A 24,834-nucleotide genomic window follows, 5' to 3' on the forward strand; every position below is an offset into this window, starting at 1 on the left:
GGTGTCCACCGGCCCGCAGCAGAGGGTATGGCAGCGCCGGTCAGCCGCGCTTGGCGGCGATCCAGCGGTCGATCTTGCCTTCCAGCACATCCAGCGGCACCGAGCCGTCCTTCAGCACTTCGGCGTGGAACTCGCGCACGTCGAACTTCGCTCCGAGCTCCTTCTCGGCCTTCGCGCGCAGTTCCTTGATCTTCAGTTCGCCGATCTTGTACGCCAGCGCCTGACCGGGGATGGCCATGTAGCGCTCGGCTTCGGCGGTCGACTGCGTCTCGCTTTCGGCGGAGTTGGCGAGCATGTAGGCGATCACCTGTTCGCGCGTCCAGCCCTTGCTGTGCAGGCCCGTGTCGACGACCAGGCGGATCGCGCGCCACAGCTCGTTCTGCAGGTAGCCGAAGTAGTTGTACGGATCGGTGTAGACGCCGAGCTCCTTGCCGAGCGATTCGGCGTACAGGCCCCAGCCTTCGCTGAAGGCGATCTCGCCGCCGAAGCGTCGGAACTTCGGCAGACCGGTCAGCTCCTGCTGCAGCGCCAGCTGGAAGTGATGGCCGGGGATGGCTTCATGCAGGTACAGGTCTTCCGCGTCCCACGTCTTGCGCGTCGGCAGGTCGTAGGTGTTGACGTAGAACACGCCCGGACGTGAGCCGTCCTCGCTCGGACGCATGTACGAACCGCCCGCCGCGGACTGCGCGCGGAAGGCTTCGACCGGGCGGATCTCGAACGGCGCCTTCGGCAACAGCGAGAACTGTTCCGGGATGCGCTGGTTGATCTTCGCTTCCAGGCCGCGGTAGTACGCCAGCAGCGCCGGCTCGTCCTTGAAGATGAAGCGCGGATCGTTCTGCATGAACTTGAAGAAGTCCTGCATCGAGCCCTTGAAGCCGACCTGCTTCATGACGCCTTCGATCTCGCCGTGGATGCGCGCGACCTCGTCCAGGCCGATCTGGTGGATCTGCTCCGGCGTCAGGTTGGTGGTGGTCGTGTTGCGGGCGTTGAACGCGTACCAGGCGGCGCCGTTGGGCAGCGCGCCCAGGCCGGAGGTGGTGCGCGCCTTGGCCATGTACTCGTCGGCGACGAAACCGCGCAAACGGCTATAGGCCGGCATCAGCTCGGTCTCGATCATCGCCTTGTATTCGGCCGTGAGGCGCTGCTTGTCGGCGTCGGTGAAATCCTTCGGGAAGTTCTTGACCGGGCCCCAGAACAGCGTGTCCTCGGCCTTGTCCTTGATCAGCGCGTCGAGCTGCGAGGTGACCTTGACCATCAGCGCTTTCGGCTGCACGACGCCGTTCTTGACGCCCTCGCGCGAGTTGGCGATCGCCTGATCGAAGATCGCCGGGATCTTCGCGGCGCGCTTGCGCCAGTTTTCATAGTCGGCGACGGTCTTGAACGGCTGCGCACCGGTGCCGGAGCCGAGCTGCACGGCAGTCGAGGCGAAGTTGTAGAACTGGTTGATCGGCTGCTGCCAGGTCGGGAACTGCAGGCTTTCGAGCGAGAGCTTCGCGTCACGCACGAAGATCTGGTAGCTCAGCAGGTCCTGGCCCGCCAGGCCGTCGGCACCGACGCCCTCGACGGTCTTCAGCCAGCGCTGGGTGAACGCGCGGTCCTGGTCGCGGTACTGCTTCGACAGGAAGTTCGGCAACTGGTCGTTGTAGCGGTTGTCGCCCTGGAACGTGGCCTGCAGCGGATTCAACTTCAGCTGCTCTTCCCAGTACTGCTCGTACAGGGCGTTGAGCCGCGCGGGCTTGGCCGCCTGCTGGCTGGCCTGCGGCGCATCGGCGGCGACGGCGGGAGCGGCCGCCGACGCGAACGTCAGGGCGATGGCGAGGGCAAGCGGGCGCAACGGCATGAGGATTCCCCTGGAATGCGAAAGGCCAAGCATGGCCGAGCCATTCCGGGGCGGCCCCGGCCGGAAGTCACGGAATGGGGCGTACGAAGCGTGACGGCGGTCAGGCCGCGGCTTCCTCGCGCAAGCGCCGTGCCCGTGTCTCGCCGAGGAAAGCGGTGATGCCGGCGCGGACCAGGTAGATCAGCGGGATCATCGCGATAGCGGCGAGCATCTTGTAGGCGTAGTTGACCGTGCTCACCGCCAGGAACAGCGAAGTCGGCCACTTCTGCGGGCCGAGCACGAAGGCGATGTACAGCACGACGAAGCTGTCGACAAGCTGCGACACCGCGGTCGAACCGGTGGCGCGCAGCCACACGTGTTTCTCGCCGGTGGCATTTCGGATGCGATGGAACACGGCCACGTCGATCAGCTGGCCGAGCATGAACGCCACCAGCGAGCCGGCGATCGTCCACATGCCCTGGCCGAACACCGCCGAGAACGCGGCCTGGTAGTCGGGCACGCCCTGCGGCTGCGCGGCCTTGACCCACCAGTCCGCCGGCGCCAGCGAGATCGCGGCGAAGGCGAACACGAAGCCGTAGACGATCAGGCCCGCGGCCAGCCACGAGATCATGCGCACGCCACGCCGGCCGAAGAACTCGTTGATGACGTCGGTCATCAGGAATACCACCGGCCACAACAGCGTGCCGGCGGTGAAGCTGAGCGAACCGCTCTGCCCGAACAGGTTCCACTGCAGCGGCGCCACGCCCAGCGTGTCCTCCAGCGCGAAGATCTTCACGCCGATGAACTCCGCGAGCACGGCGTTCACGCAGAAGAAGCCGCTCAGCACGATGAACAACCACATCGCCCGGTCGTCGAGCGTGCGCGTGGTGGACGCGATACGGAGTGAAGCGTTGTCGTTCACTGGATGTCGCTCCTTCACGATTCGATTTGTCGTCCCGTCCCTGGTGGTCCAGCAAGCGCCGGTGGCTTGCCATAGTCAGCCGCGCGCGGCATCGTCCGATCGGTGCGCAGTGTCAGTCGTGGGCGGGCGGCGAGAAGGGGATGGTGTCAGGCGCGACCGCGCCGCCGGAGATGATGAAGCTCCTAGGGGCGCCCTCTGGGTGGGGTGACAAGAGCGTTGGTATCACTGCGCCGTTCATCGGAAAAGCCTCAAAAATAGCTGCCAGCATCCTTGCAGGCGGTGAGATGGCGGTGTAGCGTCTTTGTGAACCTTGGGGAGTATCGTAGCCCTCGCATGGTTACACAAAGTAAGCCAAAGGGGATTGCCGCGAAGGCCAAACCTGGCCAGAGCAGCGTGCGGCTCGATCAAGAGACCGTGCGCAATCTGGCCGCCCCTGCTACGGGCAGCAAGGTGTACCTCGACGCCGAAATCCCCGGTTTCTGCTGCCAGGTGACTTACACCGGCACGAAAACCTTCCGCCTACGGTACCGCAAAGGCGGCAAGTGGTATTCGGTCAAGATCGACCGCTGGCGCGACGGAGCAGAAGGCAAGGCGCCAGGCAAGCGCGGCTCCACCGCGGCGCAGGCCCGGAAGCGCGCAGCCGAACTGCGCGCAGAGGTCGACCGCGGCCACAACCCGGCCCTCGAGGCGAGGCTGCGCGAGGCGGAACAGGTCAAGGCCGCCGCAGGCGCGACCAGCGTCGCGTCCGCTTACAGGCAATACCTGGCAGACGTCCGGTCCCGGCGAACCCCGATGAAGGAGTCCTCGATCGCAAAGGTGGAGGGCAGCTTTGAGAACCACATCCTTCCGCGGCTTGGCACGCGCTTCATGTCGAGCCTCGCGGCCGACGACATCCGCGGCTTTGTCAGGGACGTGGCCAAGCCCCGCAAGGCCAAGGGGCGCATCGAGGGCGGACCTCGCGCGGCGAACCTCGCCTTCGCCCACTTGCGCGCCTTCCTCTCTTGGGCGGTCAAGCGCGAGATCGTCGAGGACAACGCCTGTAAGCGAGTCGATCAGGTCGAGGTCCTCTCGCCAGAGGTGAAGCGGAAGCGATACCTCAGCCAGTCCGAGTGGCAGGCCGTTATGGCCGAGCTCGACGAATGGCCCTATCTGGCGACGCGGGGTTCCCGCTTCAGTGAAGCGAAGGCCTACCGGCTCGATAAGCCACAAGTCCGCCAACTGGTCAGCTGCGAGGCCCTGCGCATCTCCCTCCTCACCGGCGCCCGCAAGTCCGAAGTCCTGGCCATGCGGTGGAAGGATGTCGACCTGGACCGCGGCTGGTGGGTCAAGCCGGCGCACACGATGAAGAGCGGCCACGAGCACGAGATCGCCCTGCCGGATCTGGCCGTCGAGGCGCTGCGGCGGGTGAGGGCGGCTCACCGTGACGAGCTATGGGTGTTTCCTGGCAAGGAGCGGCTCGACAAGCTGGGGCAGGGCAAGCGGCTCAAAGCGACCGATGGCGACCGCATGCAAGACGTGCATGAGCTGTGGGGGCGTATTCGCGAAAAGCTGGGCATCCCCGATGTGCGGATCCACGACCTCCGCCACACCGCCGCGAGCGTGCTGATCAGTTCGGGCGCCAGCCTCTATGAGGTCGGCGACCAACTAGGGCACAGCCAGGCGCAGACGACTCAGCGCTACGCGCACTTGTTTGAGGAAGCCAAGCGCAAGACGGCAGGCCGAATGGATGCCTTTGCGGCTCGGGCCAAACCAAAACCCCATTCTGGCCGGGGGTGAGGCCAGAAAGTGGCCGACGGGGCGCGCGAACGCCCCGCCGACCTTCCACGACGATCTATGAAGGAGATCACCATGGAGACTTCCATTGTACGTGCCGGCTTAGAGCAGGCCTCTATCGGCGCCCTGCAGGACTTCATCGACGAACGATTAGCCAAAGCAGCAGCGATCGCGCAGCAGTGTTACGGAGAGGCCGGTGAGTCTTTCCGCAACATGCAACCCAGCGCCCAGGATGAATACCTGTGGGCACTTGCCGGCCTGTTGCATGAGGCAAGCGAGGCGCGGGGCGAGCAGGTGCGCAGGCGTGTCGCAGAACGCGAGACACGGCGCGCGATGGAGCGCCTTGGCCGAGTCGCCGAGCCCCTCCTTCTCGAAGGCGACGAAGCCGAGTTCATTCGCCTGATGCGGCAGCTTGCCCCTGATCGGCGAGAGGAAGTCATTGCCGAGATGAAGACGGCAGTCGCTGCCTGATTTGCGGAACGAATTGCGGAAGGGTCGAAATAACCGATTCCAGTCAAAGTCTTGGAAGAGTGAGCAACGGATTTTCCGTCCGTTGCTCACTCTGCCCCCGAGCAGATGCGCAACGGCCGCAATACTGTCAGCGACCCTGACGCGTTAGCGCTTAGGTGAGCGACAAGGAAACGCCTCTTTGAGTGAAGCCACAGCAACGTCCATTTCGTCCTCGTGGAGCCGCTCCGGATGCCTGTCAGCCCAAAGCACGTACACACGGATCAACTGTTCCGCGGTTGCCGCGGTGGGTACACAGACACCTGCCTGTGAATCAAGCATGTCTCGCAGCCCGTGCAGATACCCAGCGCACACCCCGCCACGAAACGTGAGTGGCGTACCGCGATCTACAGAATCGACAGCCTCCATACAGGAAGACCGCAATTCTCGGCCGTCCGCTCGAATCGATTCTTTAGCAGGCGCGATGGATGCCCACGCCAGTGCAATCAAGATCCATGACTTTCTCATATGCCCTCCCCGTCAATGGAGCGTACATCGCCTGGGCCAAAGATGGCTTTTCCCGCAGAAATCCTAAAGTTGGGGGCGTGATGGATTCGAACCATCGACCAGCGGATTAAAAGTCGGCTGCTCTACCGAGTCCTCTCCTGGGATTCAAACACGTTTGGTTCGACTCCTATTTCCGGCACCAAACCTCAAAGGCCCCCGCAAGCGGGCCTTTGCCTAGACTTGTGGGCGCAGCAGTGATCACCGGATGGGCTACTTGAGGAGTGCGATGGCCGCAATCAGGATCGCCGTCCAGACGATCCAGTTAAGTGATTTTCGCAGGCCGTCGAAGGCGCCCATCACTCGATTCTCAAGCGACGTGATCGCCTCCTGCGTAACGGGGCTTGCAGCGATCGAATACTCGTCGTCTGATTCGACATCGCCCTCGTCGCTAAGTGATCCGAAGGTAATGCTGAACTCAGCCACCTTGACCTCCGGCGTGTTCTCTACGTCCCAAATCTTTTCACTTCCACGGGGCGCAAATCCGTACTCGATGCCTTCGATTGCGAGCGTTATGCGACGGATTTTGTGGCCGCGTGTAATGGTGGTCGTGACTTCATCGTGTCGATCGCGAGGCAGGTACAGCCAAGCAGTGAAGCACTCGGCGCAGGCTGGGATGTCGTACTTTGCTTCTAGGGGCTCGTGATAGCTGGCGAAGCCCAAGCAGTCGTTCTCTTGGGCGATCGCTGCACGCGATTCGCCCTGGTGGATCACTATTTCCCAGGGGATTGATGAAAGGTCCCTGCCTTCAGGAGTCCGAACAATCTCGTGGAGCCCTCCAACCTTGTCCTCGATCTTGCCGTCAAGGCTGATTGTCTTTGATACGCCTCTACTGTCGCTGGATAGAGACATGGCGAAGCTTCCGGGGACTATAAAAATCATTGGTGTGATCGCCATCTCTAGCTCCACCGGACCACCTATCAGCCATCGTACCAGCGCCCTCGCGTAAGCCGGAAACTCCCGGCCCCTCAGTCCGTTACGGTGCGTCGGCCGGCGGACAGGGACGCACGACTACCCCAGGCCATTTAGAGCAGCTGATTAACAGTCAGGGAGCCCAAGAAGGTGACCACGCCTTGACGAGAAATCTAGTGCTCTAGGCGGCCGCAGCTCCGCAGGCCTTAGTGCAGCTGCGTTTCCGGACCGCCGCCACATCTCCCGCTGTCCAGTACGGCCGCTGTTTGTCCAAAACTCCCGTTCTGTTCATCCCGATCTGTCCCGCTCCCGTGTCCCGATCAAACCCTCGGGGCTTGACTTCACTTTTCGGCGTGCAACGATTTCCCACGATGGCGAGAGTTTCGCGCCATCCAGGACGGCGAAGTGTCGCGCGGGATGGGATGCCCGCTTTCTGCTCCATCGCCAGCGAGAAGACCAGTAACCGGTAAGCGAGACGCGAACACGTACAGGCCTGAGAGGCCGGCGCCAATTGGCAAGAGGCCAGGCGCGGGTGCATAGCGTGAACTCCGGGAAAGGCACCCGCCGAGCAAGCAGGCCGGGTCGGTCTTGAGCACGCATTGCTCGACATAACGCACTGCCCCGGCTATCGACGAACCAGACAACGAGCGCCTTGCGCTGCGTTGTGCCGCGCGCCGGGCGCAGACCTCACACCTATCGTGGAGTCCGCTCGTTATGGAGCACACCAAGCTTCCGGAGCTGGTCTATCGGATCGATGAAGCCGCCACGCGGCTCAAGATTGGCCGCTCAACGTTCTATCGCCTCGTTTCGCGCGGGGATATCTCACTGATCAAGATCGGCGGGGGCAGCTTCGTTTCCGAAACGGAGCTCCAACGCTTCATCGACAAACAGGAGAAGCAGGCAGTCCGTCAGGGCTCGCCTTTGAAAGCCCTCCTCAGGTCAGTCGAGGAGCAGCGGACATGAAGCGAGCGAAACAGCCAAAGCGCGTCGAGGCACCTGCTGTCGACTGGATTGACGGTCTCGACGATCGACTGCTCACAACGGACGCCGCGGCAAAGTTCCTCGGCTACCACGCAGCAACGCTGCGGAAACTCAGATGTTATGGCGATGCCGGCCCGCCCCACATCGTGCTCCCGAACAACTACTCAATCCGCTACCGCCTTGGCGATCTCAAGGCTTGGGCCGGCATCAGCAAGGGGCGTGCGGCATGAGCCTGCTGGACAGCCTGATCGAGTGCGGAGTCGAGTCCGAGGAAGCGAAGCGGATGCTCGCTCGCGTAGCTGACGGGGAGGATGGCGCCCTAGCGGAATTGTGCCGGGCGCTAACCCCAGTGCTGCACCGCGCGCTCCTGGCGCTGGCCCAAGAGGATCGCAGCCGATGAATCGCAGGAAGCTGAAGAAGAAGCGCGAGCAACGCCGCAAGCGCCAAGGCCGATCGATGGTGACCCGAAGTCCCGTCAGTAGCGCCGACTTTCTGCGGCACGCCCCAGGGCTGACCGTGATGTTCACGCTGGACCGAAACAGATGCATCGGCCCGCAAGCCGGGGTCTTCTACGACGGCAAGCCTCTGGCGCTGGTGCCTGTGGAGTCGCTGACGCGGATCGTCGACGCCTTCCCCGAGGCCGATACCGAGGAGCTGCTCAATGCCGTGGCCACCTTCCACGCCGAGCAGGCCGGCATCCGAGGGAATGCATGAGCGACGCCCACTACGCGGCAATCATCGAAGCAGTCGCCCGCGAGTTGTGCGGCGATCCGAATCCCAAGCTCTCTTCAGGTCGTGAGCTGCGTTACGGCAGCAACGGAAGCCTTTCCGTCGACCTGGACAAGGCCACTTGGTACGACCACGAGGCCGGGGAGGGCGGAGGCGTTCTCGCGTTGGTAATGCAGAGGACGGGGCGTAGCGATGCCAAGGCATGGCTGCGGGAGCACGGTTACGACGTTGGCAACGTACTGCCGGCCGAAGTTGCATACGACTACTTCGACGAGAGCGGCGAGCTGCTCTACCAGGTCGTGCGCAAGCCCGGCCACAAGTTCCTGCAGCGTCAACCGGAGGGCAGTGGCTGGGCGTGGAATCTCAAGGGCGTGACGCCGGTGCTCTACCGCCTGCCAGAGCTACTGGCGCGCCCGACTGACACGGTGTTCGTGGTCGAGGGCGAGAAGGACGCTGACAACTTGGCGGCGCTCGGGCTGCTGGCTACGACCAACTCGGGCGGCGCTGGAAAGTGGCGCGATGCCTACGCCGACGTGCTCACTGGGCGAGACGTCGTTGTACTGCCAGATAACGACGCCCCCGGCCGCGCACACGCGGAAGCGATCGTCGCATCGCTCGCCGGCAAGGCACGCGGCCGCGTCGTCGAACTTCCGGGGCTCCGATCCAAGGGCGACGTATCGGACTGGCTGGCCGCCGGCGGGACGCGCGAGGCACTGCTAGCCCTGTGCGCAGAGAGTGCAGTCACCGCGGCAGAGAATGCGCTTCGTTCGGTGCCACTGGACGACGTCATGTCTGCCGAGCCCGAGGCCCCGCAGTTCGTCATGGAGCCCGTCATGCCGAAACGCGTGGTCACGCTGTTCGGCGGCCACGGTGGTGCCGGTAAGTCCATGCTCGGGCTGACGTGGTGCGCGCACGTCGCGGCAGGCCGGCCATGGGGCGCCTTCGAGGTCACCCAGGCGCCGGTCGTCTACCTCAGCCTGGAAGATGAAGGGCGAGTGGTGCGCTATCGACTACGCCACATCATCGAGGCCTACAGCCTCCATTGGCCGACCGTCGCGTCCCATCTTCGGATCTTCGATGGTTCTGACGTCGAGGCGGCGTTGATGGTGGAAGTCAGCGACGGGGGTGTCTCCAGGCTCGCCGAAACGTCCGTCATGGGCGAGATTGAGCGGGCGGCCGCGGGCGCCGGCTTAGTCGTGCTCGATAACGCCAGCGACGCGTACGCCGGCAACGAGAACGCGCGGCTTCAGGTGCGCACGTTCATGCGGCGGCTCGCAAAGCTCGCTCGAGCCGGCAACGCGGCAGTCGTGCTTCTCGCGCACATCGACAAGAACGCCGCTAAGAACGGAGCCAAGGACAACAGTTACAGCGGCAGCACGGCTTGGCACAACAGCGCCCGGTCGCGTCTTGCGCTCGTCGAGGAGGACGGGCAACTGGAGCTTCGGCACGAGAAATCGAACTGGGGCGCCAAGGCTGAACCTTTGCGCCTGGCGCGGGGCGATCACGGCGTGATCGTGCCCATCGGCTCCTCAGAGGGTGATGCTTCGTTGGCGAAACTGGTGGCGCAGGCCGACCAGGACAATGTGCTCGGGCTGCTCGTGATCGCCATCGGCGCCGGTCAGGTTGTCACCACCGCGGAGAGTGGTCCATTAACCACTTGGCACGTCCTCTCCAAGCTCGCCGAGTTCCCTCCGGCGTATCAGGGCCGGTTGGGGCGGAGGAGGCTGGAGGCTGCGCTGGTTGCGCTGGAGCGCGCCGATCGCATTCGACGCAGGGCCTACACCAAGCCCAATCGCCACCAGGGCGAGTGTTGGGAACTGGCGCAAATCGACGCCCGGAGCGCCGCCTGATGTGCGTCGTATATATCCCCCATACCCCCTATGGCGCACTGGCGCACCTTGGGTGCGCGCCAGTAGCCCTGTCCGTGGACTGGCGCGCCACTGGCGCAGGACTGGCGCACTGGCGCAGAAGAGCCGCCCTGAAGGGCGACCCGGCAGTCCGTGTCGGTCAGGTCCATCATCGGGGCCACGCTCTCCGGTATTCGACCTGTGAATCGCCAAGGCGACTACTTGAACTCGTAGTTGACTGTGATGTCCTCGGGCCTCGCACCGATCTCCGCGGCTCGCTCGATGCGCTTGAGATGAGCGTGCCCCAGGAAGGCGGAAGCGATGTAGCCGTAGACCATCATCAAGAAGCTCACGAGGAATGGCCAACCAGTGATGTCGGCCTTGCGACTGATGGTGCCTGGCAGTTCCCCCGTCAACTCATACGCGGCATGGGACTTCTCCCCCGGGGTGCGCGCGATCTCGCTGACAAGAGCCTGAGCTACGTCATAGGCATCCTCGATGCCGTTGTAGTGGCCGATGAGGTAGGCAAGGCAAAACGTGCCAACGACGGCACAAAGGCCGGAAATAATCAGCCAGCCGTAGTGGTGTTTCACGAGTCGGCTAAACAACAAGCCTACGACGAGCGCCGCAAAAGCAACAACGAAAGTCTGCATGTCCATTTTGGTGTCCCCCTGTATCTCAACAGTTTAGCGGGACGCTCTCGCTCCATACGTCCAACGCCCTCGCGGACGTCAAACACCCGTTTGATTTTCAGGAATCGCCGAGATGCTACATCTCCGGCGGTGCGTAGCGTTGACTTCGGAAATGCAGGAATTACAAAGGTCAAATGATGATCAAGTCGATCAAAAACGAGTTTTGTCATCCACTTCGCAACGGTCGAATGACGCGGGCAGCCAACGTCCGCACCGAGGAGGTCGCCCATGGCTGATGCGCAACTCGTCCAGGCGCAGGAGCAGTACCTGCGCGACAAGGCCGCAAGCCCGACCGGATTCCTGCGTCATGTGCCGACCTTCCGAGACGGCTACGACATGGCCACGGGCAAGGTCTTCGAGACGCTGCTGAAGGCCGAGTTCGGGGAATGGGAGGACGCCAAGGGGCTGGAGGGTGACGACGACCTGACGGTTCTCAGGAGCCTGCACACCATGGCGCATGAGCGCTTTGGCGACATGGTGAACACCTTCAGCCAGGTCGCGGCCGACGACGACCCCAGCCTCAACGCAGACGGGCGCCTCAAGATCGCGGTCCGCATCATCGAGCCCAAACTCGCCAAACTGGCCGAGCTCGCCGAGCGGGAGTTCGCTCGGGTCGACGAAGCAATCAAGCACGACGAGGCCGAGATCGCCAAGGCAGTGCGGGTGGCGGATCCGATCGACATCGCGGTGCACAGCGACATCCGCGCGCATATCCGCAGCCTGAGCGGCAGCAAGGCGGCCATGGCGGCTCACATCGCCATCAACAGCGGCGACCTTCAGACCCTGCAGGCGATCGCCAGCGCGCCGGCATACATGACGGGCCTGGTCGTGGACGGTGAGCCGCACTCCGCCTACCTGGCCGTACAGCGAGCCCTGCAGGAGCGGATGGCACCCAACCACACGCGCCGGGTGGATGCGCTTCGCCTCGGCAAGGCCCGCGCCCTCCAGGCGTTGAGCGCGCTCGATCGCAAGGCGAACAAGTTCCTGGACTTCAAGCGCGCCCGCCAGCTGATCGAGCGCGAGGTGAAGCGAGGCGCGGCGACGTGAGCGCCGTTAAGGCGCTGCCGAAGTGATGCGCCACACTCCACCACGTCTTTAAGAGTCACAGTGCATGATGATCATTAACCCCTACGCATTCGCAACCGCAGTCCCCTACCTCGACCTACTCGCAACCACGCCCAGAGCCGCTCTGTCCCTGAGAAAGCTGATCAGCACCGCGACGACGGCGATCCGAGTCCGGCGCAGCAGCGACAACGCCGAGCAGGACATCGGGTTCAGCGGCAACGCGCTCGACACGGCAAGCCTTGCCAGCTTCGTCGGCTCCAACAGTGCATTCATCACCAAGTTCTACGACCAGACCGGAAACGGCGAGGACTTGGTGCAGGCGACCGGCAGCAAGCAGCCTCGGATCGTCAGCGCTGGTGTGTACGACGCTGAGGCCGTCTTTGATGGTGCGAGTGACGCGATGGCGATTGCCAGCCTCACGCTGGGCGCGGCCCAGGTCGGCGTATACATGAAGACGAGGCAGCAAGGTGCCGCGCCTGTCGAAATCATTGCCGAGCTGTCTGCCAACTACAACAGCAACGCGCAATCGTTCGTGCTGTACTCGGATAGTTCAAGCGGGGCTTCGGCGTTGTGGGCGGGCTCGCGCAACACGACCGCGGGTTCAGACTACCGATTGAGTGAGTTCCCTGCGATCGGCCTTCTGGGGGTGATGCGTCAGATCACCGTGCTGCTTGATCGAACGATCACTGGCAATGGCGAGATTGCTGCATGGCAGGGCGGCGTGTCCGCCGCGCCCACCGTTTGGGGCGCGCCAGCCGAACAGACGGGCACCTATTCGTCCTACGACCTGCACGTCGCATCCCGAGCAGGCTCAAGCCTATTCCGGGGAATGAGCCTGGAATCGCTGGTGGTCTACAACGCCGACACCGCGGCGATCCGCGCTGACATCGAGGCTGTGGTGGCGTGACTGAGCGAAGTCCCGCACAAACGAGCGTCCCCCTCCTAAGGGGAAGGTGAAACTGATGGCGCAGAAGTGCCGCACCTGCACCCACCCGCATCGCGAGCTGATTGAGCAGGCGCTGGCGAACACCCGCGCCCGCCGGAACGGTGGTGTGCAGGCCGTGTCCGACAAGTGGAGCATCCCGCGGAGCTCGTTGCAGCGGCACCTCACCAACTGCATGAGCCAGGACTTGGTCGCGCGCCTGCGCATGGGCATGCCCGACCCGATCGACATCTCGATCGAGGAGATCATTCGCCAGGAAGGTGAGGGGGCCATCATCGGCCTGCGCAAGCTCAAGGAGGAGCACCGCGCTGCGGCTGAGCGTTGGGAGCATATGGGCGAGTTCGAGCAGGCGCGCAAGGAGCGCATCGAGCTGCGCCGCGTGCACGAGGCATTGGCACAGTACGCCGGCATGATTCCGGGGCGGAAGCAGGTCACGAACAACAACCTCGTCCTGGGTGACGTGTCGACGCTCTTCGACACGATCGACGCAGTGCTGCGGCCGTTCCCTGAGGCTCGGCGGGCTGTCGCCCAAGCCTTGGCCATGCAGCAGCCGCGTCCCGCGCTGGAGCATGCGGCGTGAGCTGGGGAAACGAGAAGCTGCGCCGCGCCTTGGCATGGAAGCTGGATCCGGCGCAGATGATGCGCGATGCCGGCTTCGAGCCGGATCCGCACCAGATGGACCTGCTGACCTGCGATGAGCAGAACACCCTTGTGCTGTGGCCGCGGCAATCGGGCAAATCGCAGACCTGCGCCGTGTGCGTTCTCCACCAGGCCAGTTTCGATCCGGGCGACGTGATCATCCTCGCCGGCGAGAAGCAGAAGCAGGCTCAGGAGGTCTTCAACAAGGCCTTCGATCTGCATGCACAGCTCAGCGAGCTAGGCGAGTTGCCCAAGGTGGAGAAGTCCGGCGAAGAGCTCCGCTTCTCGAACGGCTCGCGCGTCCTTGCGTTGCCGTCGACGGTTGAGTCCATTCGCGGCTACGCCGCGAAGCTGGCCCTGGTCGACGAGGCGGCGTTCACCGAGGATGGCACGCTCGCCAAGATCTCGCCGATGCTGACGACCACGAATGGTCGGCTGATCTGCTCCAGCACACCCAACGGCGCGACCGGGTGGTTCCACGAAAGCTGGCACCACGGCGGCGAGGGCTGGCATCGCCTGACGGTCACGGTCGAACAACTGCTTGCCTACCCGAACGCACGTCTTACCGCGGCCGAGATCGAGCGGCAGCGCTTGATCCTCACCCCACTGCAGTTCCGCCAGGAGTTTGGCCTCGAATGGCTCGACGGCGATCTGCAGTTCTTCCCGACCGAGACGATCGAGTCGGCCCTGTGCGACGAAATCGTGCCGCTGTTCGAACGGCTGGCGGTGGCGGCGTGACTCGCCTACTCGAGAATGTTCAGCGTGCCGGTGTACGTCACGCCATCAATGCGCTGCAGCCACGCCTCGGCGGCAGCGAGCGCGTCGGCCCTTGTTTGAGTCTCTCGGTCTTGCGTGGTGGCCCAAACCGTCTCGTCAAAATCGGTCCCCGGTTTGGTGACGCGCAGACCTGGCTCATAGAACGAGGAGCCCGGGTAATTCGGCTCGGTAACGGCTTCCACAACAAATCCATCAATCTGGCGCATGGCGGTCTCCTCCTTTCGGCCTGCCGAGAGTTCTACACGTCTGGGCGGCAGCGTCAACGGACGAGGTGCTCGTGAGCCTGATCACCTTCGAGCGCGAGTTCTTCGCTGGAGTCGACGTCGGCCAGGTCAACGACTGGACGGCGGTGGCGGTTACCGAGGTTGTCAGGGCTGTGCCACGCACCGGCATCCACTTCGGTTTGTTGCCCCAAGCGACGGCGGAGGCAAAGGAAACGCCGCTCAGGCTCGACCTCTGTCATCTGGAGCGCATACCCCTGGGAACTCTCTACCCAGAGCAGGTGAACATCCTTCGCGACCTGTTGCGCCAGCCAATCCTGGGCGAGGTGCAGACGTACCTCGACATGACCGGTGTCGGTCGTCCGGTGCACCAGATGCTCAAGGCTGCGGGCATGCGAAGCCTGCACGGAATCAGCATTACGGGTGCGCAGGGCGAGGCGAAACGCCAGCCGTACGGCTGGAGTGTTGGCAAGGCCGAGCTCGTGAATCGTGTGCAGATCGAACTGCAGACCGGACGACTCCGACTCGGGCGACGCCTCCCAGATGTCGACAAGTTGGTGCGCGAACTCAAGGAGTTTCGCGCCAAGCCCACCGCAAACGGGCACATGACGTTCAACGCGCGAGAGGGTCAGCACGATGACCTGGTGCTCGCGCTCTCCTATGCGGTCTTCGGCGCTCTGCGCCCGCGACCCGTTCAATCCATCGAAGTGAGGTTTGCCTCGTGACCACCGATTACACCCACCCCCAGTACGACAAGTACAGCCCGCTATGGGCGAAGACCCGCGATGCGTGCGCTGGAGAGGATGCGGTCAAGGCGAAGGCTGAGGTCTACCTGCCGAACCCAGACGAGCTCTGCCAAGATCCAGTCGCCTCCGCGGCCCGTTACAGGGCGTACCTCAGGCGCGCGACCTACTACAACGCGACCGGGCGCACGCTGGCCGGCCTGCTCGGTGTCGCCTTCAGCAACCTTCCGCAGGTGAAAACGTCGAAGAAGGAACTCCTTCAGGACGCGGACGGCTCGGGCGTTGGCCTCGTGAATCAAGCCCAGGGCGTGCTGGCCGATGTCATGCAGACCGGTCGCGGCGGGCTTCTGGCCGACTACTCCGCGGTCGACGAGGTCACGCGAAAGCGAATCAAATCCGTCTGGGACCAGGAGCAGGCGGGTGTCCGCGCCATCGTGTGCTCCTATTCGGCGGAGAGCATCCTCACCTGGGAAACCCAAGGCAACGCACTAACCCGTGTCGTGCTGCTTGAGTCTTCGGCCGTATACGAAGGCGGCGAGGTTCGGTACATCCCGCAGTTGCGCGAGCTGTTGCTCGCCGAGAACGGCTACAACATCAAGGTATGGCAGAAGCACAGCGACAAAGGTCAATTCATCCTGAAGGACACCTTTGCGGTGGGCTTGAAGTTCATCCCCTTCGTATTCGTCGGCGCCATCAACAACGACGCGCATCCCGATCTGCCGCCGCTGCTCGACCTGGCGAACCTTAACCTCGCGCACTATCGCAATTCGGCCGACTTCGAGGAGAGCGTCTTCCTGCTGGGGCAGCCGCAGTTGGTGTTCACCGGCGCGACGCAGGAATGGAAGGAGCAGGCCGGAAGCATCGTCTTCGGCTCGCGCGCAGCAATGGTCGCGCCGCCGGATGGCGACGCCAAGCTGCTCCAGGTCGCGCCCAACACGCTCGCCCAGGAGGCGATGCGCGATAAGGAGGGCAAGATGCAGGCGCTCGGTGCGCGCCTCATGGCGCAGACCGAAGCGGTCAAGACCGCGACCCAGAGCGCGGCGGAGACCAAGGCGGCCTACAGCCAGCTGTCGCTGGCCTGCGACAACGTCAGCGCCGCATATACGCGCGTCCTGCGCTGGCTGGAGACTTGGGGGAGTGGTCGCACGTCGGGAGCCTTCTTCGCGATCGACACCCAGTTCAACGAACTGACCCTCGACGCCAACGCGATCCGCGAGACCGTAGCCGCCTGGCAAGCCGGCATCGTGCCGCAATCGGATGCGATCAGACTCCTGCAGAGGCTCAATGTGATAGACCAGGAAAAGACGGTCGAGCAGGTCCGGGACGAGATCGAAGGGCAGGGGCCTAGCCTCAACCTTGACGAGGCGGCCTGACGTGGCCGAGCTGCTGGACGAGAGCATCCGACTCCAGGTTCTTCTCGAAAGGGTCAAGGCCGGCGAGGACAAGTGGATCGACGCGTTCCTGCAGGACGAGGCCAAGATCCTGCGCCAGAAGCTCACGCGCGCCGACCTGAGCCCGGGGGAGCGCAAGCGTATCGAAGCCCTCATCGAGGAGGTGCGGGAGGCGCTGAGCGTGCTGCACGCGCGCCACGGAGAGGAATTCCTCGCCCGCTTGGATGAGTTGGGCGAGGTCGTCGCCGATACCGAGGCCAAGAGCCTCGCCGCGGCCCTGGACAATTTCGACACGGCCGTGCCAACAGCGCAGACCATCCGCGCGGCGGTCAACACGGCGCCGCTGAGCGTGCGCGGCGCGGGTGGCGGCATGCTGCTGGAGGCTTTCGTCGCCAAGTGGGGCGAGGCGAACGTCGAGCGCGTGGTCGGCACGATCCGCCGCGGCTACTTCGAGGGCCGTACGACGGACCAGGTAGTCCGCGACCTGATCGGCACAAAGGCGGCCAACTACACGGACGGCGAGCTGGCCGTTAGTCGGCGCCATGCACGTACGGTGGTGCATACGTCCGTACAACATCTCGCCACGGTGGCTCGCATGGAGACGTTCAAGGAGAACGAGGACCTGATCACAGGGTACCGGTGGGTATCCACGCTGGACTCCAAGACGAGCCAGATCTGCCAGGCGCTCGACGGTCGTGTGTTCAAGATCGGCGAGGGACCGATGCCACCTGCGCACCCGAATTGCCGGTCCACGATCGTTCCGGTTCTGAAGTCATGGCAAGAGCTCGGCATCGACCTTCCAGACCTGCCGATAGGCGAGCGCGCCAGCATGCACGGCCCTGTGCCGGCCAACCTGACCTACTTCGAATGGCTCAAGACCCAGCCGGCCAGCTTCGTCGACGAGGCCCTGGGCGAGACCCGCGCCGCGGTTTTCCTCAAGGGCGGCATCAGCGCGGACGAGTTCGCCAAGCTGCAGCTAGGGCGCAACTTCCAGCCGCTCACGATTGAGGAGATGCGGGAGAAGGCGCCGAAGGTGTTTGAGCGGGCAGGGGTGTAGTCGCTATGTTTACTCGCAAAGCGAGTGGACGGATCCCCGGTGAACAGCGACTACCTGATTTTCATAGATGAAAGCGGTGACCATGGCCTGGCATCAATCGATCGCCACTATCCGGTCTTTGTGCTTTGCTGCGTTCTGATCCGGAAGGACCACTACGTAAACCAGCTGGTTCCACGATTAACCAAGCTGAAGCTTGACGTCTGGGGGCATGCTGAAGTCGTCTTGCACGAGCACGACATCAGGAAGCCCAAGGGAGTCTATTCCATCCTCCAGATCGAGCACGTTCGGAATGCCTTCCACCAGCAGATCACAGAGATATTCGCCGAGTGCGAATACATGCTGATTTACAGCGTGATCAAGAAGGAAGAGTACGCGCGGCGATACGCCGCACCGGCAAGTCCCTATGACCTTTCGATGAGCTTTGTACTCGAGCGCGCGTTCCTCGAGCTGAATTCGAGAGGGCAGGGTGCCAGAAAGACCCATGTGGTCGTCGAGTGCCGGGGTAAGGTCGAAGACGCTCAGCTCGCGACTGCTTTCGAGCGAATCGTCAACGGCAACAATGCGTGTGGCCGCGCTCTACCATTCGACTTGGTCATGGTCCCGAAGGTGGCGAACTCCGCCGGGCTGCAGCTCGCAGATCTGGCCGCCCGCCCCATCGGGATTCGGACAATCCGACCTGAGCAGGCGAATAGGGCGTACGAGACGATTCGGACAAAGATCCGCCGCAATGCTCAGGACGAAGCGTTGGGTTGGGGGGTGAAGTTGTTCCCCTAGAAAAGCGAAGGGCCCCGTGAGGGGCCCAGCGCCGACCGGATATTTCCAGTCCGACTTGCAGATGATGCTCCGGGTATTTACGCCACCTGTCAACAGACCGGAGCGTAGTTCTGCGTAGCCGTTCAGGCGATGCCAAAGGGTTACTAACTGGGGAATCAGGCCCACTTTAGACTGCCAAAGAACGCCTGGGCTTTGGCTATTAAAACCCTTACTGCGACTGGCTCGGAGGGCTAAACGGAATGGTGTCAGGCGCGACCGCGCCGCCGGAGATGATGAAACTCATCGCCTGATCGACGGTCCAGTCGGTCGGGGTGATCTTCTCGACCGGCACGATCTCCAGGTAGCCGGAAGTCGGATTGGGCGTGGTCGGCACGTACACCGCGGCGAGTTCGCGCCCGGTGCCGTGTTCGCGGATCACGCGGGTAACAAAACCAATCGACTTCATTTCCTTGTGCGGGAAGTCCACCAGCACCACGCGCTGCGTGCCGTCCGGCTTGGTCTGCAGGATGTCCAGCAATTGCCGCGCGCTGCCGTAGATCGTGTTGGCCAGCGGGATGCGCTGGATCAACGACTCGAACCAGCGCAGCATGCGCTGGCCGATGACGCGACGCGCCATCACGCCCGACAGCAGGATCACCGCCAGCGTCGCCAGCAGGGCCAGTGCGTTCTGCACCCAGGGCTCGGTCAGCCAGGCCAGCGACAGGGGATTCAGGCGGGCAAGGTCCTGCAGGGCCGGGCCGATCAGCGGGCGGCTGATGTCCGACAGCAGGACGAAGACGAACTTGATGACGACCCAGGTCAGCCAGATCGGCAGCAGGGTCAACAAGCCGGTGAGAAACAGGCGTTGCAGGGTGGGTTTGCGCATGGGCGCCCATTGTAGGCGAGCAAGCGGCGCGCCACGCGTCCCGATCGGGCGGAACGGCCGGACTGGCTACAGTTCGCGCACCAGGCGGAAGCCGACGTCGTCGTAGCCTCGCGCCGAGGTCAGCGGGCGCTGCTGTTCCTGGCTGCGCCAGGACGAACCCACCGCCTGCCGCTGCTGGCAGTTGCGGCCGCAGTCGCGAAGCCACAGCGAGATGTCGCGGCCGCTGATCTCGGCCGCACCCTTTCGCGCCTCGTCCGCGCTGGGCAGCCGGTAGCGATGTCCGGTCTGCCGGCTGTACCAGTGCGCGTAAGCCTCGGCGTCCTCGAAGGACACGCACACCACGGGCTCGCCCGCGCCCTGTGTGAAGCCCGGCGCTTCCCAGTTCCTCGGCGACAGCAGGCGCAGTACCGAGGCGCGCTCGCGGCACAGCGAGGGATTGCGTCCGGTCGCGGCGGCGAAGCGCTGGTAGTCATTGCGCGTGACCGGCTTCTGGCTGATGGCGAACGCACCGCGCTCGCCCTCTCGCAATATCGCGCCCGCGGGATCGCCCGGAAGGACCTGTCCCTTGCGTGGAATGGCTTTCGCGCTGGCGGACATCTTCGCCACCGTGGGCGCCGGAATCTCGAAGTCGGGCGCCAGCGTGGCCACGCGTTGCGCGGCTTCGCGGTCATAGCGCTTCACCGCCTTGTCGAGCCGGGTCTGCAGTTCGGTCGTGGCGGTGCGGCGCAATGCCTTCTGCTCGGCACTGTTGGCATTGCCGGTCTGTTCGCCGAGCGCGGTTGCCGTGGCGAAGTAATCGCGCGCCTTGGCGTCGTTTCCATTGCGCAGGTTCCGCGCCAGTTCTTCTCCGAGCGCAGTGGTCAATTCGCCAATCACGCGGTGCACTTCAGGATTGGTGCTGTCGGCATGCCAGGCGGCGAGCGCGCTGGAATAGGCGTTGCCGTCGTCCGGCGAGGTGAGCTTGCGCTGGGCGATCTGGCGGCGTGTGTCGTCGAGCGCGCGCTGCAGCGGTGCTTCGGGCAGCGGCGCCATCATCGCGTCGGTCGGATCCGGCGTCACCACCGCGGCGGGTGTCGTCGCCGCACCGACGTGGAAGAAACCGTCTTCGCCGCCTCGAGTGAGCATCCACATCGTTCCGAGTCCGGCGGCGGCCAGCAGCACGAGGCTGGCCCACACCTTGGTCGGCGACTGCATCATCGTCCGGATACGCTCGATGAACGCATCGACACGCGGCCAGCCGCGGCGCTGCTCGATCGAGGCGATGGCTTCGCGCATCTGCGCGACGCTCTGGAAGCGGTTGAGCGGTCCCTTCGCCAGTGCGCGGTTCATGAAACGCTGCCAATGGCGCAGCGAAGCGGGCAGCTTCGGAATCGGGTCCTGCGCGTGCATCACCGCCATCGACAGCGCATCGGCGGCGCGATAGGGCAGATGGCCGGTGAGCATCTCCCATGCCAGCACGCCGAGGCTGTAGAGATCCGCACGGCCATCGACGTCTTCGCCACGCGCCTGTTCCGGCGCCATGTAGGCGGTGCTGCCGACGGCCAGGCCGGCTGCGGTGACGCGCGGCCCGAAGCCGCGGCGAAGGGCGATGCCGAAGTCGGCAAGCAGCGGCCTTCCGCTGTCGTCGAACAGTACGTTCTCTGCTTTGACATCGCGATGGATGACGCCGCAGCTGTGCGCATATTCGATGGCCGACAAAAGTGCGCGCAGGATGTCGATGACGCGGGCTTCGTCGGTCACGCCGTTCTTGACGAAGCTGCGCTGGCCGAGGTGGCCGCGCGCCAGGTATGGCATCGAGTAGTACGGCAGGCCGTCGCCGGTGCGCCCGACTTCGTAGATGTTGACGATGTGCGGGTGTTCAAGTCGCGCGATCGTGCGCGCTTCGTTCTCGAAGCGGCGCCGGCTCACTTCATCGGCCAACGCCTGCGGCTGCATCACCTTGATCGCGACTTCGCGCGACAGCGCGAGCTGTTGTCCCAGGTACACCGTCGACATGCCGCCGTGGTTTATCACGCGCAGCAGCCGGTAACCGGCGACCTCCGGCAAGGGTCCTGCTGCTTTGCTGTCGTTGTTCGATGCTGTGGTGGACATCGCCGCCCCCCGTCGCGACCCGCTAAGGATACGCCGTTGGTGTCAACGTCTCGACAACCGCTCGTCACGTTCCCGCGGTTTTTGCAGTGACGTGGCGCGTCACTTCTGGCTGCGTTTTGCGGGTTTCCGACGCACGTAGAGCTGTTTCCTCACTTTCGCCACCACATCGCCTTCACGGTCGATGATGTGGGTGTCGAACCAGTGAAGGACTTTCTCGCCATCGGCGGCATCGCTGCGCAGCTGCTCCAGCGTGGCTTCTTCGAGCTGGAATTGCGCGTGCACCGAACCGCGTCCGGGCTTCACGAACTCGATCGTGCCGGCCTTGTCCCAGACGTAGTAGTCGCGTCCCATCGCATTCATCGTCAGCAGCATCCAGAACGGATCCGTCATGGCGAACAGGCTGCCGCCGAAATGCGTGCCGACGTAGTTGCGGTTCCAGGGGCGCATGCGCAGTTCGACGCGCGCATGCCGGTAGTCGTCGGCGAGGTCGGTGACGTGGACGCCAGCAAAGAGGAACGGCGGCCACAGGTTCAGGCCACGGCGCAGGAGACTGGCTTTCATTCGCGGTGAATCGGCAGGCTGGGGGAGTGCCAGCTTGCCATACGCATGCGTACAGTAGAAGCGGGGCCTGAAAACCCCGGGTTTCGTCAGAACAGCAGCGAAGCCATTCGGCGCCGGTAGCGGCCCACCAGGTCCTCGTCCTCGACCACACGGAACGCGTCGATCAGGGCCTTGCGCGGCAGGCCGTCGGCGTAAGCCCGGTCGCGCCGGAGCATCTCCAGGAACTGCTCCAGGCCCGCTTCGGAATCGCCGGCCACCAGGCGCTGCACGCCCAGCAGGTGCCGCGCGCGCAGGTCGTCGGGATTGCCGGCGACCGCGGCTTCCAGCACCTCCACCGGTGGTGCGTCCTTCAGCTGCGCGGCAAAGCCAAGCCGCGCTCGTGCCTTCTGGGCGCGGTCATCGGTGGCGAGGTTGGCCGGGAGTGCATCGAGCAGGTGCTCGGCTTCCTGGGCGGCACCGGTGCGCAGCAGCGCCAGCGCAAGATCGAGCTTGAGTTCGTCCTGGTCCGGCTGGGCGGCGACCTCGCCACGCAGGCGGACCACCTCGGCATGCGGGTCGGCCGGTGCCGCCGACGCGACTTCCTCGGCCTCGGCGGGAGCCGCAGGTTCGATGCCATGGTGCTTGAGGAACTCGCGCAGCTGGCCCTCCGGCAGCGCGCCCGGGAATCCGTCGACCAGTTGCCCGCCCTTGACCAGGAATACCGTCGGGATCGAGCGCACCTGGAAGGCGCCTGCCAGCTGCTGCTCCTTATCGACGTCGACCTTGGCCAGCTCGAAGGCGCCGTGGTACTCGGCCGCGAGCTTTTCCAGGATCGGTCCGAGCGTCTTGCACGGGCCGCACCACTCCGCCCAGAAGTCGACCAGCACCGGCGTCTGCATGGACTTCTGCAGGACTTCGGTTTCGAAGTTGTCGGCGGTGGCGTCGAAGACGTGGGGCAGGGCGGTATCGGCAGTCATCGGCAAGAGCTCGTCGGACGTTTCGCTGGTAAGTGGGGGCGGGACCGCTGGCAGGCAAGGCGGGATGGTGGGTGTCGCGGGTTGCGCACGCTAGCATGTCGGGATGATCCGCCTGTCTCCACGCCTCGACATCAACCTCGGGCTGCTCGCCGCCGCGTGCAGCGTCCTTGCCGTGATCGGTTTCGGTGCCGCGCTCGACGGTTACTCGCATGTCCTCCATCCGTTGGCCTGGCTGGGTGCGCGTGGTGTTCCGGGGGCGCTGGCCTTCAACCTGCTGGCATTCGTGCTGCCCGGGGCCTTGGCGGTTGCCGTCGCGCTGCGCATGCGCACACGCATGCCGAAGGCGGCCGGATGGATGGGGGGCATCGGTTCGGCATTGCTGCTGCTGTCGGCACTGGCGTATACGGCGCAGGGATTGTTGCCGCTGGATCCGGCGGACCTCGATGGACCGGTCAGCCAATGGCACGCCACCTGCTGGACGCTGTGGTGGATCGCGTTCGTCCCCGGCATGGCGCTGCTGGCGTTCGGCCTGCGGCGCAGTGAAGGCTGGCGCAGGCTTGCCGGCCTGGCCGGGTTTGCAGCGATCGCTGGCCTTGCGTTGACGGTCGTGTCGGGCGTGCTGCTGACCGGGCCGGTCGCGCAGCGCCTGCTGCTCGCGCTGTGGTGGTGCGTAGTGATCGTGGCGTCGCGATCGCGCTGACCGCGACGCCACCCATCGAGGTCAGCCCTGGGGCTGGCGGTACATCACGCCGTCCTTCATCACGAAGTCGACTTTCAACACCGCACCGATGTCCTCGATCGGGTTGCCGGGGACTGCGACGATGTCGGCGCGCTTGCCGGCCTCGATCACGCCCTGGTCATCTACGCCAAGCACTTCGGCGGCGCGGATCGTGGCCGCCTGCAACGCCACCGCGGCGGGAATGCCAGCCTCGACCATGTAGACGAACTCGCGGGCGTTGTCGCCATGCGGGCCCACGCCCATGTCGGTGCCGAAGGCGATCTTCACGCCGTTCTTGTACGCGCGTGATGCGGTGTCCTGGATCAGCGCGCCGATGCGGGCGGCCTTGGGGCGCACAAGCTCCGGGAAATAGCCGTCGACCTTGGCCTTGTCGGCGACGAAGCGCCCGGCATAGACCGTCGGCACGTACCACGTGCCCTTCTGCTTCATCAGCGACATCGTTTCCGGACTCATGTAGGTGCCGTGCTCGATGCTGGTCACGCCGCCCTGCACCGCGCGCCGGATGCCTTCATCGCCATGCGCGTGCGCGGCGACGCGGTATCCGTAGTCCTTTGCGGTATCGACGATCGCCTTCACCTCGTCGACGGTGAACTGCGGCGCATCGCCGGACTTGGCGTACGACAGCACGCCACCGGTCGCGGTGATCTTGATGACGTCGCTGCCTTCCTTGTAGCGCTGGCGCACGGCCTGGCGCGCATCGTCGATGGAATTGATCACGCCCTCGGTGGGGCCGGGCGGGCCGATCAGGTGCGACAGCGCGTCGTTGTAGCCGTTCGTGGGATCGGCGTGGCCGCCGGTGGTCGCGATCGACTTGCCCGCGGCCCAGATGCGCGGACCGTCGACAAGTCCCTGGTTGATCGCGTCGCGAAGGTGCGGCGACACCTCGCCGCCAAGGTCGCGCACGCTGGTGAAGCCGGCGAGCAGCGTCTTCTTCGCATAGCCGACGGAGCGGAACGCGTAGTCGGTATCGTCGAGGCGGAAGCCTTCGGAATAGCTCTGCGGACTGGACTGGCTGCCCATGTGCACGTGCAGGTCCGTCCAGCCCGGCGTGCAGGTGTGGCCGGACAGGTCGACGCTCTGCGCATCGGCGACGCTGGCGCGGCCAGGCAGCACTTCGGCGACCTTGCCGTCGCGCACGACCACCGTGCGCGCATCGAGCAGCTTGCCGCTGCGGGCATCGAACAACTGGCCGCAATGCAACGCGCGAGCGGGTTCCGCGGCGTGTGCGGCCACGCTGGCCGTGATGGCGGCCAGCGCCAGTGCAAGTGGTTTCAACACGGATCATCTCCCCAGATGGTTGCTTCGATTGAACCACACCGCAGTGCG

Annotated in this window: 27 protein-coding genes; 16 read left to right on the forward strand and 11 right to left on the reverse strand. The window is 64.4% G+C overall.

What is annotated here, in order from left to right; translation table 11 throughout:
* Positions 1 to 40 precede the first annotated feature (40 nt).
* Complete coding sequence (locus IU514_RS02300) at positions 41 to 1,840, reverse strand: DUF885 domain-containing protein (protein WP_194929431.1); 1,800 nt, start codon at positions 1,838 to 1,840, stop codon at positions 41 to 43.
* A 100-nt stretch (positions 1,841 to 1,940) separates the two neighbouring features.
* Positions 1,941 to 2,681: a queuosine precursor transporter gene (locus tag IU514_RS02305; protein WP_194929550.1), complete on the reverse strand. Its 741-nt coding sequence runs from the start codon at positions 2,679 to 2,681 to the stop codon at positions 1,941 to 1,943.
* A 393-nt stretch (positions 2,682 to 3,074) separates the two neighbouring features.
* Between IU514_RS02305 and IU514_RS02310 the strand changes: the two genes are divergently transcribed.
* The gene (locus tag IU514_RS02310; protein WP_194929432.1) at positions 3,075 to 4,517 is read left to right on the forward strand and encodes a tyrosine-type recombinase/integrase; all 1,443 of its coding nucleotides are present in this window, start codon (positions 3,075 to 3,077) and stop codon (positions 4,515 to 4,517) included.
* A gap of 72 nt (positions 4,518 to 4,589) precedes the next feature.
* Positions 4,590 to 4,985 (forward strand): hypothetical protein, encoded by a 396-nt coding sequence (locus tag IU514_RS02315; RefSeq protein WP_194929433.1) that lies wholly within the window; start codon positions 4,590 to 4,592, stop codon positions 4,983 to 4,985.
* A gap of 144 nt (positions 4,986 to 5,129) precedes the next feature.
* On the opposite strand, the gene IU514_RS19185 is transcribed toward IU514_RS02315, so the two are convergent.
* Positions 5,130 to 5,489: a Rap1a/Tai family immunity protein gene (locus tag IU514_RS19185; RefSeq protein WP_386760491.1), complete on the reverse strand. Its 360-nt coding sequence runs from the start codon at positions 5,487 to 5,489 to the stop codon at positions 5,130 to 5,132.
* A gap of 249 nt (positions 5,490 to 5,738) precedes the next feature.
* Positions 5,739 to 6,422, reverse strand: coding sequence for a hypothetical protein (locus tag IU514_RS02320; protein WP_194929434.1), 684 nt, complete (start codon positions 6,420 to 6,422; stop codon positions 5,739 to 5,741).
* Positions 6,423 to 7,151: 729 nt separating this feature from the next.
* Between IU514_RS02320 and IU514_RS02325 the strand changes: the two genes are divergently transcribed.
* Genes IU514_RS02325 through IU514_RS02345 form a run of 5 tightly spaced genes read left to right on the forward strand, consistent with a single transcriptional unit; the run spans position 7,152 to position 9,997 of the window.
* Positions 7,152 to 7,400: a helix-turn-helix transcriptional regulator gene (locus IU514_RS02325; RefSeq protein ID WP_194929435.1), complete on the forward strand. Its 249-nt coding sequence runs from the start codon at positions 7,152 to 7,154 to the stop codon at positions 7,398 to 7,400.
* Complete coding sequence (locus IU514_RS02330; RefSeq protein WP_194929436.1) at positions 7,397 to 7,648, forward strand: helix-turn-helix transcriptional regulator; 252 nt, start codon at positions 7,397 to 7,399, stop codon at positions 7,646 to 7,648. The genes IU514_RS02325 and IU514_RS02330 overlap by 4 nt, the downstream gene beginning before the upstream one ends.
* A complete protein-coding gene (locus IU514_RS02335; protein WP_194929437.1) occupies positions 7,645 to 7,818 on the forward strand; it encodes a hypothetical protein in 174 nt (57 codons plus the stop codon). The genes IU514_RS02330 and IU514_RS02335 overlap by 4 nt, the downstream gene beginning before the upstream one ends.
* Positions 7,815 to 8,132, forward strand: a complete 318-nt coding sequence (locus IU514_RS02340) for a hypothetical protein (protein WP_194929438.1) — start codon at positions 7,815 to 7,817, stop codon at positions 8,130 to 8,132. The genes IU514_RS02335 and IU514_RS02340 overlap by 4 nt, the downstream gene beginning before the upstream one ends.
* Positions 8,129 to 9,997, forward strand: a complete 1,869-nt coding sequence (locus IU514_RS02345; protein ID WP_194929439.1) for an AAA family ATPase — start codon at positions 8,129 to 8,131, stop codon at positions 9,995 to 9,997. Before IU514_RS02340 ends, IU514_RS02345 begins: the two co-directional genes overlap by 4 nt.
* 215 nt (positions 9,998 to 10,212) lie before the next feature.
* Here the strand turns inward: IU514_RS02345 and IU514_RS02350 are convergent, their stop codons facing one another.
* A complete protein-coding gene (locus IU514_RS02350) occupies positions 10,213 to 10,653 on the reverse strand; it encodes a hypothetical protein (protein ID WP_194929440.1) in 441 nt (146 codons plus the stop codon).
* Positions 10,654 to 10,914: 261 nt separating this feature from the next.
* Here IU514_RS02350 and IU514_RS02355 point away from each other — a divergent pair, with 261 nt between their 5' ends.
* From IU514_RS02355 to IU514_RS02370, 4 genes are all read left to right on the forward strand, one after another.
* Entirely contained in the window at positions 10,915 to 11,733 is an 819-nt protein-coding gene (locus IU514_RS02355; protein WP_194929441.1) for a hypothetical protein, read from the forward strand.
* Between the two features lie 64 nt (positions 11,734 to 11,797).
* Positions 11,798 to 12,658, forward strand: a complete 861-nt coding sequence (locus IU514_RS02360; protein WP_194929442.1) for an arabinofuranosidase catalytic domain-containing protein — start codon at positions 11,798 to 11,800, stop codon at positions 12,656 to 12,658.
* A 55-nt stretch (positions 12,659 to 12,713) separates the two neighbouring features.
* Positions 12,714 to 13,274 carry a hypothetical protein gene (locus IU514_RS02365; protein ID WP_194929443.1) on the forward strand — a complete coding sequence of 187 codons (561 nt, stop codon included), beginning with the start codon at positions 12,714 to 12,716 and terminating at the stop codon, positions 13,272 to 13,274.
* Entirely contained in the window at positions 13,271 to 14,071 is an 801-nt protein-coding gene (locus tag IU514_RS02370) for a terminase large subunit domain-containing protein (protein WP_194929444.1), read from the forward strand. The genes IU514_RS02365 and IU514_RS02370 overlap by 4 nt, the downstream gene beginning before the upstream one ends.
* Before the next feature lie 5 nt (positions 14,072 to 14,076).
* Here the strand turns inward: IU514_RS02370 and IU514_RS02375 are convergent, their stop codons facing one another.
* Positions 14,077 to 14,316, reverse strand: a complete 240-nt coding sequence (locus tag IU514_RS02375; protein WP_194929445.1) for a hypothetical protein — start codon at positions 14,314 to 14,316, stop codon at positions 14,077 to 14,079.
* A gap of 71 nt (positions 14,317 to 14,387) precedes the next feature.
* On the opposite strand from IU514_RS02375, the gene IU514_RS02380 reads away from it, so the two are divergent.
* Genes IU514_RS02380 through IU514_RS02395 form a run of 4 tightly spaced genes read left to right on the forward strand, consistent with a single transcriptional unit; the run spans position 14,388 to position 18,296 of the window.
* Entirely contained in the window at positions 14,388 to 15,056 is a 669-nt protein-coding gene (locus tag IU514_RS02380) for a phage terminase large subunit family protein (protein ID WP_194929446.1), read from the forward strand.
* Complete coding sequence (locus IU514_RS02385) at positions 15,053 to 16,447, forward strand: DUF4055 domain-containing protein (RefSeq protein WP_194929447.1); 1,395 nt, start codon at positions 15,053 to 15,055, stop codon at positions 16,445 to 16,447. The genes IU514_RS02380 and IU514_RS02385 overlap by 4 nt, the downstream gene beginning before the upstream one ends.
* A gap of 1 nt (position 16,448) precedes the next feature.
* Positions 16,449 to 17,522 (forward strand): phage head morphogenesis protein, encoded by a 1,074-nt coding sequence (locus IU514_RS02390; RefSeq protein ID WP_194929448.1) that lies wholly within the window; start codon positions 16,449 to 16,451, stop codon positions 17,520 to 17,522.
* 39 nt (positions 17,523 to 17,561) lie between these two features.
* Complete coding sequence (locus IU514_RS02395; protein ID WP_194929449.1) at positions 17,562 to 18,296, forward strand: DUF3800 domain-containing protein; 735 nt, start codon at positions 17,562 to 17,564, stop codon at positions 18,294 to 18,296.
* A 208-nt stretch (positions 18,297 to 18,504) separates the two neighbouring features.
* On the opposite strand, the gene IU514_RS02400 is transcribed toward IU514_RS02395, so the two are convergent.
* The 4 genes from IU514_RS02400 to trxA all read right to left on the reverse strand — a co-directional run bounded on the left by IU514_RS02400 (position 18,505) and on the right by trxA (position 22,769).
* Complete coding sequence (locus IU514_RS02400; RefSeq protein WP_194929450.1) at positions 18,505 to 19,161, reverse strand: DUF502 domain-containing protein; 657 nt, start codon at positions 19,159 to 19,161, stop codon at positions 18,505 to 18,507.
* A gap of 66 nt (positions 19,162 to 19,227) precedes the next feature.
* Complete coding sequence (locus tag IU514_RS02405) at positions 19,228 to 21,252, reverse strand: bifunctional serine/threonine-protein kinase/formylglycine-generating enzyme family protein (RefSeq protein ID WP_194929451.1); 2,025 nt, start codon at positions 21,250 to 21,252, stop codon at positions 19,228 to 19,230.
* 99 nt (positions 21,253 to 21,351) lie between these two features.
* Positions 21,352 to 21,813 (reverse strand): DUF4442 domain-containing protein, encoded by a 462-nt coding sequence (locus tag IU514_RS02410; RefSeq protein WP_194929452.1) that lies wholly within the window; start codon positions 21,811 to 21,813, stop codon positions 21,352 to 21,354.
* Positions 21,814 to 21,899: 86 nt separating this feature from the next.
* Positions 21,900 to 22,769, reverse strand: a complete 870-nt coding sequence (gene trxA / locus IU514_RS02415) for a thioredoxin (protein WP_194929453.1) — start codon at positions 22,767 to 22,769, stop codon at positions 21,900 to 21,902.
* 103 nt (positions 22,770 to 22,872) lie between these two features.
* Here trxA and IU514_RS02420 point away from each other — a divergent pair, with 103 nt between their 5' ends.
* On the forward strand, positions 22,873 to 23,469 hold the full coding sequence (locus tag IU514_RS02420; RefSeq protein WP_194929454.1) for a DUF998 domain-containing protein: 597 nt from the start codon (positions 22,873 to 22,875) through the stop codon (positions 23,467 to 23,469).
* Between the two features lie 21 nt (positions 23,470 to 23,490).
* On the opposite strand, the gene IU514_RS02425 is transcribed toward IU514_RS02420, so the two are convergent.
* On the reverse strand, positions 23,491 to 24,786 hold the full coding sequence (locus IU514_RS02425; RefSeq protein ID WP_194929455.1) for a metal-dependent hydrolase family protein: 1,296 nt from the start codon (positions 24,784 to 24,786) through the stop codon (positions 23,491 to 23,493).
* Positions 24,787 to 24,834 lie beyond the last annotated feature (48 nt).

This window comes from Lysobacter niastensis (genome assembly GCF_015453285.1).
In the GTDB taxonomy this organism is placed as follows: domain Bacteria; phylum Pseudomonadota; class Gammaproteobacteria; order Xanthomonadales; family Xanthomonadaceae; genus Lysobacter_J; species Lysobacter_J niastensis.